We start from the raw sequence: 13,972 nt of genomic DNA, 5'->3' as shown, positions 1-13,972 counted from the left end.
TCGCGTCCGCCTCGACCCCGCCGCCATCACCCGCATCGCCCGGGTCGCCCTCGTCCTGCTCCGCCTCGTACACGGCCGCACCCCTGAACGAAGATAACGAACCGTCACGAAACGTTACCGAGAAAGGCTCATTGATTGAAGCCCAGGTTGATACTCCGTACCACGCGGAGCTGGGCGGACTTGTACTTGTACGGTAAGGGTGTTGCACATGAGCCTTCTGGTGACCGTCCGCATCCGGTCAAATACCATCCATGAGCAGAGGCACACCTCGTGCAGGAGCACGCAGCCGACAGCTTCGCCGGATCGTCGCGCGTCGGGAAGGCGCGGGGCACCGAGACGGTCGCGGACGGCTTCGGGCACCTGTGGGAGCACTCCGCCCCGGGCACCGCCGTAGGGCACCGGAACGGGCCGCCGTCGTCCGCTGGGTGGCTCGCGGTCCCGTCGAGGCGGCGAGGGGCTCCGACCACTGGGTGAATCAGCTCGCCACGACGCTCCCCGCACTGGCGGCAGTCGCGGCCCTGGCCTTCACCTGGATCTCCGTCGCCCAGGTGTCCGCCGAGCTGACCATTTCCGAGCAGGGGCAGATCGCCGACCGGTACGACGCCGCAGTGGAGAAACTCGTCGACGACTCCGTCGATGTCCGCAGGGGAGCCATCTACTCCATGCAGAGCATCATGACCGACTCTCCCCGGATGCAGCCCGCGGTGATCGACATGCTGTCCAAGTACGTCCGTGACCGCGCCACGAAAACCCCGGTACTCGTGGAGAAGGCCCCCGACATCCGGGCGGCGCTCTACACGCTCGGCAATCGCGACCCGTCCCATGACGGAAAAGCCGTCATCGACCTCGGGGGTGTCCGCCTCCGGAAAGTCGACCTCAACGGCGTTGATCTGACCAGCGCGAACCTCGAAAAAGCGGTCCTCTCCGACGGCGACCTCGAGAAGGCGGATCTCTCCGGTGCCGACCTGGAGTCGGCCGTCTTGACCGGCGTACGTCTGACCGGCGCCGATCTGACGAACTCCTACGTCAAGCGGGCCGACCTGCGGGGAGCGGATCTGACCGGCGCCGATCTGAGCGGGGCCGACCTGACCGAGACGAAGCTGGCACGGGCGAACCTGACCGGGACCATATGGAAGTGCACGAACCTGTCCGGGGCGAATCGGCCGGAAGGGGATCTCCCCGATGTGACCTCGAGTATGGCCCCGGACCGATCGCGATCACCGGGATGCGACGGAACGCTGCCGTGATGAGCCCGATGGTCTCGGCGGCCGTCTCCGCTCAGGTGAGAGCCGCCGCCCGCACCGTCGCCGCGATCGTCGCCGAGCCCACCACGCGGGTGCCGTCGTACAGGACGATCGCCTGGCCGGGGGCCACGCCCCGTACCGGCTCGGTGAAGCGGACCTCCAGGGAGCCGTCGACGAGTTCGGCGGTGACCTCGCTCTCGCCGCCGTGGGCGCGGAGCTGGGCGGTGTAGGTGCCCGGGCCGGTGGGGGCGGCGCCGCACCAGCGCGGCTTGATCGCCGTCAGGCCGGTGACGTCCAGGGCGGCGGCCGGGCCGACGGTGACCGTGTTGGTGACCGGGGAGATGTCGAGCACGTAGCGCGGCTTGCCGTCGGGGGCCGGCGTGCCGATCCGCAGGCCCTTGCGCTGGCCGATGGTGAAGCCGTACGCGCCCTCGTGCGTGCCGAGCCTGGCGCCGGACTCGTCGACGATGTCGCCTTCGGCCTTGCCCAGGCGCCGGGCCAGGAAGCCCTGGGTGTCGCCGTCGGCGATGAAGCAGATGTCGTGCGAGTCGGGCTTCTTGGCCACGGCCAGGCCCCGGCGCTCGGCCTCGGCACGGATCTCGTCCTTGGTGGTGACCGTGTCGCCGAGCGGGAACATCGCGTGGGCCAGCTGCCGGTCGTCCAGGACGCCGAGGACGTAGGACTGGTCCTTGGCCATGTCGGAGGCGCGGTGCAGTTCGCGGGTGCCGTCCTCGTTCAGGATCACCTGGGCGTAGTGGCCGGTGCAGACCGCGTCGAAGCCGAGGGCCAGGGCCTTGTCCAGGAGGGCGGCGAACTTGATCTTCTCGTTGCAGCGCAGGCACGGGTTGGGGGTGCGGCCGGCCTCGTACTCGGCGATGAAGTCCTCGACCACGTCCTCGCGGAAGCGGTCGGCGAGGTCCCAGACGTAGAACGGGATGCCGATGACGTCGGCGGCCCGGCGGGCGTCGCGGGAGTCCTCGATGGTGCAGCAGCCCCGCGCCCCGGTGCGGAACGACTGCGGGTTCGCGGAGAGCGCCAGGTGGACGCCGGTCACGTCGTGGCCTGCCTCAGCCGCGCGGGCGGCGGCGACGGCGGAGTCCACGCCGCCCGACATGGCGGCGAGGACGCGGAGGGGGCGGGTGCGCTGCGGGGTGTCAGTCATAGCCCTTCCAGGGTACGGGGGCACGGGAACCGGAGGGCGCGGGTATCCGTTGACGATCACGTGGGGGTGACAGGGGTGAGCGCGGCGAAGAGCGACGCCGACCGGCGGCCGGGGCGGCGGGCCCTGCTCGTCGGCGGGCTCGCGGCCGCGGTGGGCACGGCCGCGCTGGCCCGGCAGGAGCTGTCGCACCTGTGGTGGCGGCTGCCGGGCGTGGAGAAGCCGCGGGTGGCGGGCGCGGTGGACTTCGGGGGTGCGCGCTGGGTGGCGGCGTCCCCGGCGAACTACCGGCGGGCGGACCGGCCGGACGACTATCCCGTGGACCGGGTGGTCGTCCATGTCACCCAGGGCGACTACGCGAGCGCGGTGCGGGCCTTCCAGGACCCGGCGCACCAAGCGGCGGCGCACTACATCGTGCGCGAGGACGGGCGGGTGACCCAGCTGATCCGCGAGCTGGACGTGGCCTTCCACGCGGGCAACCGGCAGTACAACGAGCGCAGCGTCGGCATCGAGCACGAGGGGTTCGTGGAGCACGCGTCCTCCTTCACGGACGCGATGTACGCGACCTCGGCACGGCTGACGGCCACGATCTGCGGGCGGTACGGCATACCCGTGGACCGGGAGCACGTGATCGGGCACGTGGAGGTGCCGGGAACGGACCACACGGACCCCGGCCGCCACTGGGACTGGGGGCGGTATCTGGAGCTCGTCCACCGGCACATGTGACACACATCACTCCCTAAGTCCCCTGTGAGGCGGCTCCGTGACGCAGGTGTCCGATGCGTCCCCCACTGCGCGTGTGACCTGCCGCACGCCGACTTGGCTTTCGTTCGGCGCGATCGGACCGGGTCGCCCCTCACGGCGGCCGCACAGCCGGCCCGGCTTCCCCCCAGCCCGGACCCAGTCCTTACACAGTTCTTACGTCAAGCATCCCGGGCCATGGCTGACATCACCGAGCCCGGCACCACTGCGGGCAGAAGCGACCACCACTCCTCCGTCACGCACCGGCATGCCGAGCGGGAGCACACCAAGGACAGCAGGACCAAGGGCGGCAAGGGCCTGCACCGGCGGAAGTTCCTCGGCGGGGCGGCCGGGTTCGGCCTGGCGGCGGTCGGGGCGGCCGGTACCACCTTCGCGCTGCTGAGCGACGGGAGCGACAAGGCGTCCGCGGCGTCCGGCACGCTCACCGTCCCGGACCTCCTGGAGGGCACCGCCTCGGACGGCACCACCACCTTCACCCTGGAGGCGAGGACGGGCACCAGCGAGGTGCTCTCCGGCGTCACCAGCGACACCATGGGCTACAACCAGTCGTTCCTCGGCCCCACCATGAAGTGGACCAAGGGCGACACGGTGCTGCTGAACATCACCAACAGCCTGGGCGCGGACACCACCGTCCACTTCCACGGCGCCCACGTCCCGGCGAAGATGGACGGCGGCCCCCAGGTGGCCTTCGGCGACGGGGAGACCTGGGCCCCCACCTTCGAGGTGAAGGACGAGGCCAAGACCCTCTGGTACCACCCGCACGCCCTCGGCACGACGGCCGAGCAGGTGGTGGCCGGACTGGCCGGCATGATCATCGTCGAGGACGACTCGGACACCTCCGCCGCCCTGCCCAGCGAGTACGGCGTCGACGACATCCCGATCATCCTGCAGTGCCTGGCCGCCGACACGTCCGGGGGCATCAAGTACAACCTGACCGGCTACCTCAGCAGCGGCCTCGTCTACCCGGTGCTGTGCAACGGCACGAACGTCGACGACACCACCCTCACCTTCGAGGCGACCAGGACCCGCACCCGCTTCCGGCTGCTGAACGCCTCGCCGTCCGACATCATCACCGTCCAGCGCAGCGACGGCGGCACCATGACGCAGATCGCCACGGACCAGGGCTATCTGGCCGAGGCCGCCGAGGTGACGTCCGTCCGTCTGGTGGCCGGCGCCCGCGCCGAGGTCGTCATGGACCTCACCGAGGACGTCACGCTCCAGGCGGTGATCACCACCGGCTGGGTGCGCGGCGGCAGCGGCACCTACGACTTCCTCACGGTCACCGCGAGCGGCAGCGACACCCCGGACGACCTGCCCAGCACGCTGAACACCATCGACCGGTACGACACCGGCGACTTCACCGCCCGGACGATCACGCTCGGCCAGAGCGGCGCCACCATGCTGATCAACGGCTCGGCCGGAACCAGCATGTCCTCCATGGCCATGATCAGCACCACGCTCGGGTCCAGGGAGATCTGGACCATCAAGAACAACACGCAGCTGGAGCACTCCTTCCACCTGCACGACGTGCCGTACCAGCTGGTCTCCGTCAACGGCGCGGATCCCAGCGGCGTCGAGCTCGGCTGGTACGACACCTACGAGGTGGTGGGCGGCGGGTCCATCGAGATCGCCATGGAGTTCACCGACTTCGCCGACGACACGTACATGTACATGCTCCACTGCCACCTCCTCCAGCACGAGGACGAGGGCATGATGGCGTCCCTCATGGTGACGGACGACTGACGGACGGTCGACGGACGCTCAGGTCGGCGGACGCTCAGATCGGCGGACGCTCAGATCGGCGGACGCTCAGGTCAGCCCCGCGGCGCGCGCACGCTCCACCGCGGGGCCGATCGCCTTCGCGACCGCCTCGACGTCCGCCTCGGTGGAGGTGTGGCCGAGGGAGAAGCGCAGCGTGCCGCGGGCCAGGTCCGGGTCGGTGCCGGTGGCCAGCAGGACGTGGCTGGGCTGGGCGACACCGGCGGTGCAGGCGGAGCCGGTGGAGCACTCGATGCCCTGCGCGTCGAGCAGGAGCAGCAGGGAGTCGCCCTCGCAGCCGGGGAAGGTGAAGTGGGCGTTGGCCGGGAGGCGGTCCACCGGGTCGCCGCCCAGGACCGCGTCCGGCACCGCTGTGCGGACCGCCTCGATCAGGGCGTCGCGCAGGGCGCCGATCTCGCGGGCGAACCATTCGCGCCGCTCGGCGGCGAGGCGGCCGGCCACCGCGAAGGAGGCCACGGCCGGGACGTCCAGGGTGCCGGAGCGCACGTGGCGCTCCTGGCCGCCGCCGTGCAGCACGGGCACGGGGGCCCACTCGCGGCCCAGGAGGAGGGCGCCGATGCCGTACGGGCCGCCGATCTTGTGGCCGGAGACGGTCATCGCGGCGAGGCCGGAGGCGGCGAAGTCGACGGGGACCTGGCCGAAGGCCTGGACGGCGTCCGCGTGCAGGGGGATGCCGAACTCGCCTGCGATGGCGGCCAGTTCACGGACCGGCAGGACCGTGCCGATCTCGTTGTTGGCCCACATGACGGTGGCCAGGGCGACGTCGGCGGGGTTGCGGGCGATGGCCTCGCGCAGGGCCTCGGGGTGGACCCGGCCGTGGGAGTCGACGGGGAGGTACTCGACGGTGGCGCCCTCGTGTTCGCCGAGCCAGTGGACGGCGTCCAGGACGGCGTGGTGTTCGACGGGGCTGGCCAGTACCCGGGTGCGGGCCGGGTCGGCGTCGCTGCGGGCCCAGTACAGACCCTTGACGGCGAGGTTGTCGGCCTCGGTGCCGCCGGAGGTGAAGACCACCTCGCTCGGGCGGGCGCCCAGCGCGTCCGCGAGGGTCTCGCGGGATTCCTCGACCGTACGGCGGGCCTTGCGGCCGGATGCGTGCAGGGAGGACGCGTTGCCGGTGATGCTCAGCTGGGCGGTCAGTGCCTCTGCCGCCTCCGGGAGCATCGGGGTGGTCGCGGCGTGGTCGAGGTAAGCCATGGTGAGCCCGATTCTACGGGGCCGGGTGTGCGGGGGCGCGGCTCGCCCGGCCGCTCCCCACGGGCGTCCCGCGGGCGCGTACGGCTCGGCAGCCGCCGGATCCGCCGGCCCGGTGGGCGGTACCGGCCCGCGGGGGCCCGCGCGAGCGGAGCTCCGAGGCCGCCCACCTGTTACGTCACCGAAACCGTTCCCCACGGGGCCGGGGGGGGGCGCCGTGTTCCGCTGAGCGGACCGACCGGCACCGACGCGTATGCCAAGTCCCCGGCACCACAAGGTAGTTGTATAACGAAACTTTCCTGTTTCCTGCGCAAAACCTGATCTTCACACCTTGTTGGTTCAGTCCGGGTACCCATCAGCGATCTTGGAGGTGCCTTGAGCGCTCCCACACCCACCGCCGCGCAGCTGGATGCCTATGTACGGGCCCGGCTGGCGATCGCGGGCTTCGACCTCTCCCTCCTCCCGACGGAGTACTCCGCGGAGACGGGTGTACCGACCCAGGACCAGCTGCTCGCCTCGCTGCGGTCGTTCATGACGTCGACGCCCCCGGCGCTGTCCGGCTGGGCGCCGCCCGCCCACAGCCCCGAGTACGCACAGCAGGCCGCGCCCCCGCTGCTGTACCCGTCGATCACCCAGGCGTGGAACGGAAAGGTGGACGAGAGATGAGCAGGGACCTCAACCGGCGTGTGTTCCTCGGCGCGTCGGCCGCCGCGGCGAGCGGCATGGCACTGGCGTCACCGGCCGTGGCCGCGCCCGCCGCGGCGGCGGCCGGAAAGTCCGCCTCCCGGAGCGGTCCGGCGCCGAAGGTGCCCGACGTCGAGGTACGCCGGGCCGCCCGGCAGGACCCGACGGAGGCGACCCTGGCCGAGGCGGTGGTGCTGATGCGCCACGGCAAGCTGACATCGGCCAAGCTCACCCAGGCGTACCTGGACCGCATCGCCGAGTACGGGGCGGTGTACCAGGCGTACGCCGAGGTCACCGGTGATGCCGCGCTCACCGCGGCGCGCAGGGCCGACCGGACCCACTCGGCCGGACTGCTCCACGGCATCCCGCTCTGCATCAAGGACAACTTCTTCACCGCCGGGGTCCCCACCCGGGCGAACTCCTACATCTTCGAGGACTTCGTCCCCACCGAGGACGCCACCGCCTGGGCTCGGCTGAAGAAGGCCGGCGGCATCCTGCTCGGCAAGGGGCAGATGGGCCCGCTCGCCACCACCCGCGCGACCACCCCCAACGGCACGATCACCACCGTCAACGCGTGGACGCCGGACGACATCACGACCGACCCGGGCGGCTCCTCCACCGGACCGGCCTGCGCAGTCGCGGGCCGGCTGGCCTCCTCGTCGATCGGCACCCAGACCGGCGGGTCCATCGTCCTGCCGTCCAACCGGCAGAACATGACGGGTCTGAAGCCGACCATGGGACGCGTGTCACTGCACGGCGTCATCCCGCTGTCCTACACCCGCGACCACCCGGGCCCGATCGCCCGCGACGCGCTGGACGCGGCGATCATGCTCCAGGTGCTGGCCGGTTCCGACCCCCTGGACCCGCGCACCCAGGGGCTGCCCGGGGCGCCGGACTACATCCGCGCGGCGACCCCGGTCGTACAGCGCGGCAAGGTGCGGATGCGCCGGGCGACGAAGGTGGGCGTACCTGCCGACTTCCTGGCCAGCCAGAAGGCGCTGCGCTCCGCCTTCCTGGAGCGGCTCGACAGCATCTCCGGGATCACACTGGTGGACGTCGCCTACCCGGACGACTGGGACCTGCTGACCGGGCCCTTCAACAACGGACGGCTCGTGGAGCGCGCCGAGCCGTTCCGGCACTGGCTGCAGAACGACCCGGCCAAGTTCGGCGTCTCACTGATCACCTGGGTCCAGGGGCTGATGCTCAGCGGTGACGAGTACCTGACCGCGCAGCGGGCCAAGAACCACCTGATGCAGGAGATGCTCACCGGCGTGCTGGCCAAGTGCGACGTGGTGCTGCAGACCGGCCCGGCACCCTTCGACCTGCTGGGACTGCCGGAGATCGGCTTCCCCATCGGGTTCGACGCCGGTCTGCCGGCCGGCGCCATCCTCGGCGGCCAGCCGTACGAGGAGGACCGCCTGCTGGAGGTCGTCGCCGCCTACCAGGCGGTCACCGACTGGCACACCCGGCGCCCCGCCGACCCCTCGGCCAAGCCCTCGTCCGCCGCGGGGAAGATCTCCTCGCTCCGGGCCGCCACCGCCACCGCCCGGCCCCGGCTGACACCGGAGCAGGTGGCCGCCGCGTCCGCCTGACGGTCCGGCTCTGCGACCCCCGGGACCACCGGTTCCACCGGCGCCCCCGGGGGTCGCCCACCACCGGCTCCGCCCGGACGGCGATCACGAAGGGAGTCCTCCCACCGTCACGCCTCCCATCCGCACCGGAACGACCGCTCACATCCCTAGAAGCTCCAGGACACCGTGTTGTCCATCTGCATGAACGCCACCAGGACCAGCAGGTCGGCGACGCCGAGGGTCATGCCGAGCAGGGCGCGGCCACGGCGGGCGGTGCCCCGCCACAGGGCCACACCGGCCAGGACGATGGCGATCGGACCGAGGAACAGGTTCAGGACGAGGAGGCCGAGGAGGCCGAGGACGAAGGACGCGACGGCCATGCCGTCCGTGTCGCCGACGGCGGTACGGCGGCTCGCCGGTGCGGTGAGTTGCATGGTGGTCAGCTCCCGACGGAACAGGGGACGAACTGGGACGGGGGGACGAACTGGGACGGGGGACGGATGGGTGGCGGGCGCCGGACGCGGGTCAGCCGGCGGACGTGCCGCGCCGGCGGCCGTGGCGCTCGCGGAGCGCGAAGATGCCGAGCCAGGCGGCGATGACGACTGCGGCGACGACGCTGAAGGTCAGCGGCGCGTGGGCCACGGTGCCCAGGACGACGCCGAGCAGCAGCAGAGCTGCGACGATGAACAGCATGGATGGTTCCCCCCTCCGAGGTGCTGGCGTGAAGTTTCGGTGAACGGTTGTGGTTACAGTTGTTCACTGACTTTCGAGTCTAGCGTGCTCGACCGCTTTGCAATTCCAGAGAACAGTTGTTAACTGGATGACATGAGTCACACCCTCGGAATCCGGCAGGCGCAGAAGCAGAAGACCCGGCAGGCGCTCCTGGACGCGGCGCTGGGGCTGCTCGAGGAGCAGAGCCTGAGCAGCCTGGGCCTGCGGGAGGTCACCCGGGCCGTCGGAGTCGCGCCCACCGCCTTCTACCGGCACTTCCGCTCCACGGCGGACCTCGGCGTGGCCCTGGTCGACGAGGCGCTGGGCAGCCTGCACCCGATGGTGCGGACGACGGTGTCCTCGGCGGGCGACAGCGACGAACGCATCGCGCGGGCCATCGAGCTGATCGCCCGGCACGTCGACGCGTTCCCCGCGCACGTCCGCTTCATCGCCCGCGAGCGCCACGGCGGGGTCCAGCCCGTACGGAAGGCCATCCGGGCCCAACTCGCCCGTTTCGCCGAGGAGGTGAAGGCCGAACTGGCCAAGGACCCCGAGGCGGAGGGGTGGAACGACGAGGACCTGCTGATGCTCGCGCACCTCTACGTCGACCAGATGCTCATCACCGCCTCCCTCTTCCTGGAGGGCCAGGAGTCACCGGACGCGTCCGAGGAGGAGCGGGAACGCGTCACCAGGCTGGCGGCCCGGCAGCTGCGGCTGATCAGTATCGGGCGCCGGCACTGGCACGACTGACCCGCGCGCACGCCAGGGGCGGCGAGCCCGTTCCCCCGGACCCACCGCCCCTGCGGTACGGAACCCCGTCACCCCTGCCGAGCCCGGCGCCGTCAGCCCTGCCGAGCCTGGCGCCGTCAGCCCTGCTGAGCCTGCTGCCCCTGCCCCGGCTGCCCGCCGCCGGGACCCCCGCAGCCGCCGCCCTGACCGCCACCGGGACCACCCTGACCACCACCGGGCGCACCGCTCGGCATGCCCGAGGGCCTCCCGCTCGGCATGCCCGAGGGGACGCCCGACGGCCTCCCGGTCGGCATCCCCGAGGGGACGCCCGACGGCGCGCCGCTCGGGGCACCGCTCGGGCGCCCGGACGCGCCCCCGCTCGGCATGCCGGACGGCGGCGCGCAGCTCTGCTGGGCGGAGCCGCCGCCGCTGGACGAGGAGTCGCCCGAACCGCAGGCGGTCAGCAGCAGCGGGGACAGCGCGAGCAGGGCGACGGCGGGGGCGAGGCGTGCACGCTTCATGAGAGCCAACTCCAGAAAAGCTGAGGAAGTCCTGAGGCGGGCACTCAATCAACGGTGCTTAGGACGTTCTTGGGTCCCTCCTGTGACCACCCTGTCCACCGGGTAAAGCCCGTCCCAAGTACCCGCTTCCACCAGGGCTTTCGGCCACGAGCCGGCTCCGCTCACCGGTACAGCCCTGTGACCGGACGAACCGCGGCCGGCAGTCCGGCGCGCACCTCGGGCGGCGCGAGGGCCTCCGACTCGTTCGCGAACACGAGCAGTTGACGGGCCGCGCGGACGAACATGCCGAGGCGTTGACGGCGCACCCGTACCCGGCGCACCCGTACCCGGCCCACCCGTACCGGGCGGATCACCGCGGTCGGCGAGGGCGGCGACGGACTCGCGGTCCGGCCGTTCGCCGCCGGTGTCGGGGACGCCGACCGGGCGGCGGTGTACGAGGGGGCACGCGCCCGGGCCTGGGAGGGGGACGAGCGGATGACGGTACCGGCCCGGGTGCCGTGAGGCGAGGTCCCCGGCCACGCCGCCCTCTCCGGCTGCGTGAGGGACCTGGTGACGCACACCTGGGACCTGGCCGAGGCGGCCGCCCACCCGCACGGACGCGACCCGGAACTCGCCGAGTCCGCCCTCACCACGGCCCGCCGCGTACGGCCCGGCCCGCGGCGCGCCCCGGGCACCCCCTTCACCCGCGCGATCGAGACCCCCGAGGACGCCGGCCCCCGCACCCGGCTCGCGGCCCGGCCGGGCCGCATCCCTCTCAGCCGAGCCTGACCCGGGCCAGTTGGCGGGACTGGGCGACCAGACGGTCCGTGCTGTCCCAGACCTCGGCGTCCTCCTCGAGGAAGCCGCCGGCCAGGTTGCGGGTGGTGATCGCCACCCGCAGCGGGCCCGGGGCCGGGCGGTGGCGTACGTGCACGGTCAGTTCGACCGTCGGGACCCAGCCGGACAGGCCGATCTCGAAGGCGGTCGGCGGCAGCGCGTCCACCGCGAGCAGCAGGGCGAGGGGGTCGGGGTCCCGGCCGTCGGCGAGGCCGAACCAGGCGCGCATCTCGCCCCGGCCGGAGGGGGCGCCGAGGGCCCAGCCCAGGGTGGCGGGGTCCAACTTGAGCAGCAGGCGGTCGATGATGGCGGAACCGCCCTCCAGCAGGACCGGCCCGTCCTCGGGGCCGAAGCACTGGTCCATGGGCGGGATCGCGGGCGGCGTGGCCGTCGTACGGACGTCGTCGGGGAGGGAGCCGAGGTCGCCGTAGGAGGCAAGGACGCGGATACGTTCGACCTCGTGGCCCGCCTCGTCGTACTGGAAGAGGGAGGCCTGGCCGGTGGAGAGGGTGCGGCCGGCGCGGACGGTCTCGATCCGCACGACCGCCGGGCCCGGCCGGGAGGCGGTGAGGTAGTGCGCCGAGATCGTGAAGGGGTCGGGGTGCGGGAGGGCGTCCGCGAGGGCACGGCCGAGCACGGCCAGCAGATAGCCGCCGTTGACGGCGCCGAAGATGGTCCATCCGGCGGAGAGGTCGATGTCGTAGACCCCGGGCTCGCGCCTGGTGACCGCGGTGTCGCGGTCGAACTCGCCGGCGCCGGTCGCGGTGCGCGTGACGGGGGCGGAAGCTGCTTCTGGCATGGGTGAACCGTACAACAGGCAACTACTAAGCGGTAGCTTTGGCTGGAGATGAGACAGCGTGGCGGGATCCCGCCCGTCAGGTGAGATCCCGGCAATTTCTCGGTAAGTGTCCGGACACGTCCGTAACCCCGGGGCCCCGGTCCCGCTCTATGAAGGCATGAGCCTCACCGGGACCGCGTTCCTGTACACCACCGTCGTGCTGTCCGTCGTCGCCCTCGTGCTGCCGCTCGTCCTGTGGTCGAGGATGCGGGGGCCCAAGGCGCTGCGCGTCGCGGCCCGGGTGCTGATGCTGCTGTTCGCCCAGGGCACCGCGGTCACGCTGGTGTTCGTCCTCGTCAACAACGCGAACAGCCTCTACGACAACTGGGCCGACCTGCTCGGCACCGGCAACCACGTCCAGCAGGCCGCGGACCTGGGCCGGGACGGCACCGGCGGCATAGCGTTCAAGCGGCTGCCCAAGGTCGGGCAGGCCTTCCGGCCCGCCGACGGCCCCGGTATGCGCGCGGCCGGCGGGGTCCGCGTCACCCAGCTCAAGGGACGGGTGTCGGGTGTGAACGCCGAGGTCTACGTCTGGCTCCCGCCGCAGTACGGCGAACCCGCCTACCGCCACCGCACGTTCCCGGTCGTGGAGCTGCTGCCGGGCTACCCCGGCTCGGCGAAGGCCTGGTTCGGCTCGCTGAAGGCCCACGAGCAGCTGCTCCCGCTGATGGAGGACGGCCGCGTCGCGCCGTTCATCCTGGTGGCGCCGCGCACCAACCTGCTGGCCGGGGTGGACACGGGCTGCGCCGACATCCCGGGCACGGTGAACGCCGACAGCTGGCTGAGCATCGACGTCCCCACGATGGTCATGGACAACTTCCGCGCCGAACCCGCGCCGTCCGGCTGGGCGGTCGCCGGGTACTCGGCGGGCGCGCACTGCGCGGTCAAGCTGGCCGTCGCCCATCCCGACCGCTACCGGGCCGCCGTGAGCCTGTCCGGGTACAACGACCCGATCGGCGAACGCAACTCGCTCGCCTCGCAGACCCCGGCCCTGCGCGCGGCGAACAATCCGTACCTGCTGCTGAGGAAGTCGGCCGTGCCGCCCCGGATCGCGCTGTACGTCTCCGGCGAGTCGGGGGACGGCTACCAGGCGGGCGTGGCCCTGGAAGCGGTCTCCAAGGCGCCGACGACGGTGCACGTGGTGTTCCTGCCGCGCAGCGCCGGCGGCCACACCATGGCGCTGTGGCGGCCGCAGGTGGTGCCGTCCTTCCGCTGGCTGACCCTCCAGATGGGCAAGAACCGGCCGCGGACGGCGGCCACGGGCGGCACTACTCCTCGGACACCGTCGACCGGCGGTTCCACGCGCGCGGCGCTCGCCAGTGGAACCGCATCGCGAGCAGGCGCAGCACGAAGGCGGTGACGACGGCGAGAGCGGTGGTGTACGGGGTCAGCGTGTCGAAGTGGATGCACAGCGCGATCATGGTGGCGCCGACGATCGCCGGGACCGCGTACAGGTCGCGGTCCCAGCGCAGCAGCGACGGCACCTCGTTGGCGAGCACGTCCCTGAGCACACCGCCGCCGACGGCGGTGGCCAGCCCCATGATCGCCGACGAGGTGAGGTTGAGGCCGTAGTCGTACGCCTTGGTCGTGCCGGCCACGCAGAACAGGCCGAGGCCGGCCGCGTCGAAGACGTTGACCGCCGCCTGGATGCGCTCCACGTGCGGGTGCAGGAAGACCACCAGGAGCGCGGCGAGCAGGGGGGCGAGGAAGTACCCCAGGTCGGTGAACGCGGCCGGTGGTACGGCCCCGATCACCAGGTCCCGGAACAGTCCTCCGCCCAGCGCGGTGACCTCGGCGAGGACGGCGATGCCGAAGACGTCGAAGTTCTTGCGGACGGCCAGCAGCGCACCGGAGATCGCGAAGACGAAGATGCCGACGACATCGAGGGTGTGCTGGACGGAGGGACTGAAGAGTTGCTGGAGCACCCTGACATTCTCACCCGTCAGGGAGCGTGAGCCTTGCAAAGC

Annotated in this window: 16 protein-coding genes; 8 read left to right on the top strand and 8 right to left on the bottom strand. The window is 71.9% G+C overall.

Annotated elements, in window-relative coordinates; genetic code table 11:
- Positions 1-548: 548 nt before the first annotated feature.
- A complete protein-coding gene (locus ABZX30_RS29255) occupies positions 549-1,247 on the top strand; it encodes a pentapeptide repeat-containing protein (protein WP_355938633.1) in 699 nt (232 codons plus the stop codon).
- A gap of 31 nt (positions 1,248-1,278) precedes the next feature.
- On the opposite strand, the gene mnmA is transcribed toward ABZX30_RS29255, so the two are convergent.
- Positions 1,279-2,406 carry a tRNA 2-thiouridine(34) synthase MnmA gene (gene mnmA, locus ABZX30_RS29250; RefSeq protein WP_355938631.1) on the bottom strand — a complete coding sequence of 376 codons (1,128 nt, stop codon included), beginning with the start codon at positions 2,404-2,406 and terminating at the stop codon, positions 1,279-1,281.
- 75 nt (positions 2,407-2,481) lie between these two features.
- Here mnmA and ABZX30_RS29245 point away from each other — a divergent pair, with 75 nt between their 5' ends.
- Both ABZX30_RS29245 and ABZX30_RS29240 read left to right on the top strand, forming a co-directional pair.
- A complete protein-coding gene (locus ABZX30_RS29245) occupies positions 2,482-3,129 on the top strand; it encodes an N-acetylmuramoyl-L-alanine amidase (RefSeq protein ID WP_355938629.1) in 648 nt (215 codons plus the stop codon).
- 213 nt (positions 3,130-3,342) lie between these two features.
- A complete protein-coding gene (locus tag ABZX30_RS29240; protein WP_355938627.1) occupies positions 3,343-4,908 on the top strand; it encodes a multicopper oxidase domain-containing protein in 1,566 nt (521 codons plus the stop codon).
- Positions 4,909-4,974: 66 nt separating this feature from the next.
- Here ABZX30_RS29240 and ABZX30_RS29235 read toward each other — a convergent pair whose 3' ends face one another.
- Entirely contained in the window at positions 4,975-6,138 is a 1,164-nt protein-coding gene (locus ABZX30_RS29235) for a cysteine desulfurase family protein (protein WP_355938625.1), read from the bottom strand.
- A 372-nt stretch (positions 6,139-6,510) separates the two neighbouring features.
- Here ABZX30_RS29235 and ABZX30_RS29230 point away from each other — a divergent pair, with 372 nt between their 5' ends.
- Positions 6,511-6,801 carry a hypothetical protein gene (locus ABZX30_RS29230; RefSeq protein WP_355938623.1) on the top strand — a complete coding sequence of 97 codons (291 nt, stop codon included), beginning with the start codon at positions 6,511-6,513 and terminating at the stop codon, positions 6,799-6,801.
- Positions 6,798-8,411, top strand: coding sequence for an amidase (locus tag ABZX30_RS29225; RefSeq protein WP_355938621.1), 1,614 nt, complete (start codon positions 6,798-6,800; stop codon positions 8,409-8,411). Before ABZX30_RS29230 ends, ABZX30_RS29225 begins: the two co-directional genes overlap by 4 nt.
- 146 nt (positions 8,412-8,557) lie before the next feature.
- On the opposite strand, the gene ABZX30_RS29220 is transcribed toward ABZX30_RS29225, so the two are convergent.
- Positions 8,558-8,824 carry a DUF4190 domain-containing protein gene (locus ABZX30_RS29220; RefSeq protein ID WP_355938619.1) on the bottom strand — a complete coding sequence of 89 codons (267 nt, stop codon included), beginning with the start codon at positions 8,822-8,824 and terminating at the stop codon, positions 8,558-8,560.
- 91 nt (positions 8,825-8,915) lie between these two features.
- The gene (locus ABZX30_RS29215) at positions 8,916-9,083 is read right to left on the bottom strand and encodes a hypothetical protein (protein ID WP_355938617.1); all 168 of its coding nucleotides are present in this window, start codon (positions 9,081-9,083) and stop codon (positions 8,916-8,918) included.
- A gap of 132 nt (positions 9,084-9,215) precedes the next feature.
- Between ABZX30_RS29215 and ABZX30_RS29210 the strand changes: the two genes are divergently transcribed.
- Positions 9,216-9,851, top strand: a complete 636-nt coding sequence (locus ABZX30_RS29210; protein ID WP_355938615.1) for a TetR family transcriptional regulator — start codon at positions 9,216-9,218, stop codon at positions 9,849-9,851.
- 116 nt (positions 9,852-9,967) lie between these two features.
- On the opposite strand, the gene ABZX30_RS29205 is transcribed toward ABZX30_RS29210, so the two are convergent.
- Positions 9,968-10,351: a hypothetical protein gene (locus ABZX30_RS29205; RefSeq protein WP_355938613.1), complete on the bottom strand. Its 384-nt coding sequence runs from the start codon at positions 10,349-10,351 to the stop codon at positions 9,968-9,970.
- Positions 10,352-10,512: 161 nt separating this feature from the next.
- Positions 10,513-10,704 carry a hypothetical protein gene (locus ABZX30_RS29200; RefSeq protein WP_355938612.1) on the bottom strand — a complete coding sequence of 64 codons (192 nt, stop codon included), beginning with the start codon at positions 10,702-10,704 and terminating at the stop codon, positions 10,513-10,515.
- A gap of 184 nt (positions 10,705-10,888) precedes the next feature.
- Between ABZX30_RS29200 and ABZX30_RS29195 the strand changes: the two genes are divergently transcribed.
- Positions 10,889-11,119: a hypothetical protein gene (locus tag ABZX30_RS29195; protein WP_355938610.1), complete on the top strand. Its 231-nt coding sequence runs from the start codon at positions 10,889-10,891 to the stop codon at positions 11,117-11,119.
- Here ABZX30_RS29195 and ABZX30_RS29190 read toward each other — a convergent pair.
- The gene (locus ABZX30_RS29190; RefSeq protein WP_355938608.1) at positions 11,106-11,966 is read right to left on the bottom strand and encodes a thioesterase family protein; all 861 of its coding nucleotides are present in this window, start codon (positions 11,964-11,966) and stop codon (positions 11,106-11,108) included. The genes ABZX30_RS29195 and ABZX30_RS29190 overlap by 14 nt on opposite strands.
- 157 nt (positions 11,967-12,123) lie before the next feature.
- Between ABZX30_RS29190 and ABZX30_RS29185 the strand changes: the two genes are divergently transcribed.
- The gene (locus tag ABZX30_RS29185) at positions 12,124-13,365 is read left to right on the top strand and encodes an alpha/beta hydrolase-fold protein (RefSeq protein ID WP_355938606.1); all 1,242 of its coding nucleotides are present in this window, start codon (positions 12,124-12,126) and stop codon (positions 13,363-13,365) included.
- Here the strand turns inward: ABZX30_RS29185 and ABZX30_RS29180 are convergent.
- A complete protein-coding gene (locus ABZX30_RS29180) occupies positions 13,274-13,930 on the bottom strand; it encodes a trimeric intracellular cation channel family protein (protein WP_355938604.1) in 657 nt (218 codons plus the stop codon). The genes ABZX30_RS29185 and ABZX30_RS29180 overlap by 92 nt on opposite strands.
- Between the last annotated feature and the right edge of the window lie 42 nt (positions 13,931-13,972).

Origin of the sequence: Streptomyces sp. NPDC004542 (genome assembly GCF_040610035.1) — a bacterium.
In the GTDB taxonomy this organism is placed as follows: Bacteria; Actinomycetota; Actinomycetes; order Streptomycetales; family Streptomycetaceae; genus Streptomyces.
Note: the sequence above shows the minus strand (reverse complement) of the source record. Positions and strands in the feature narration are given on the sequence as shown.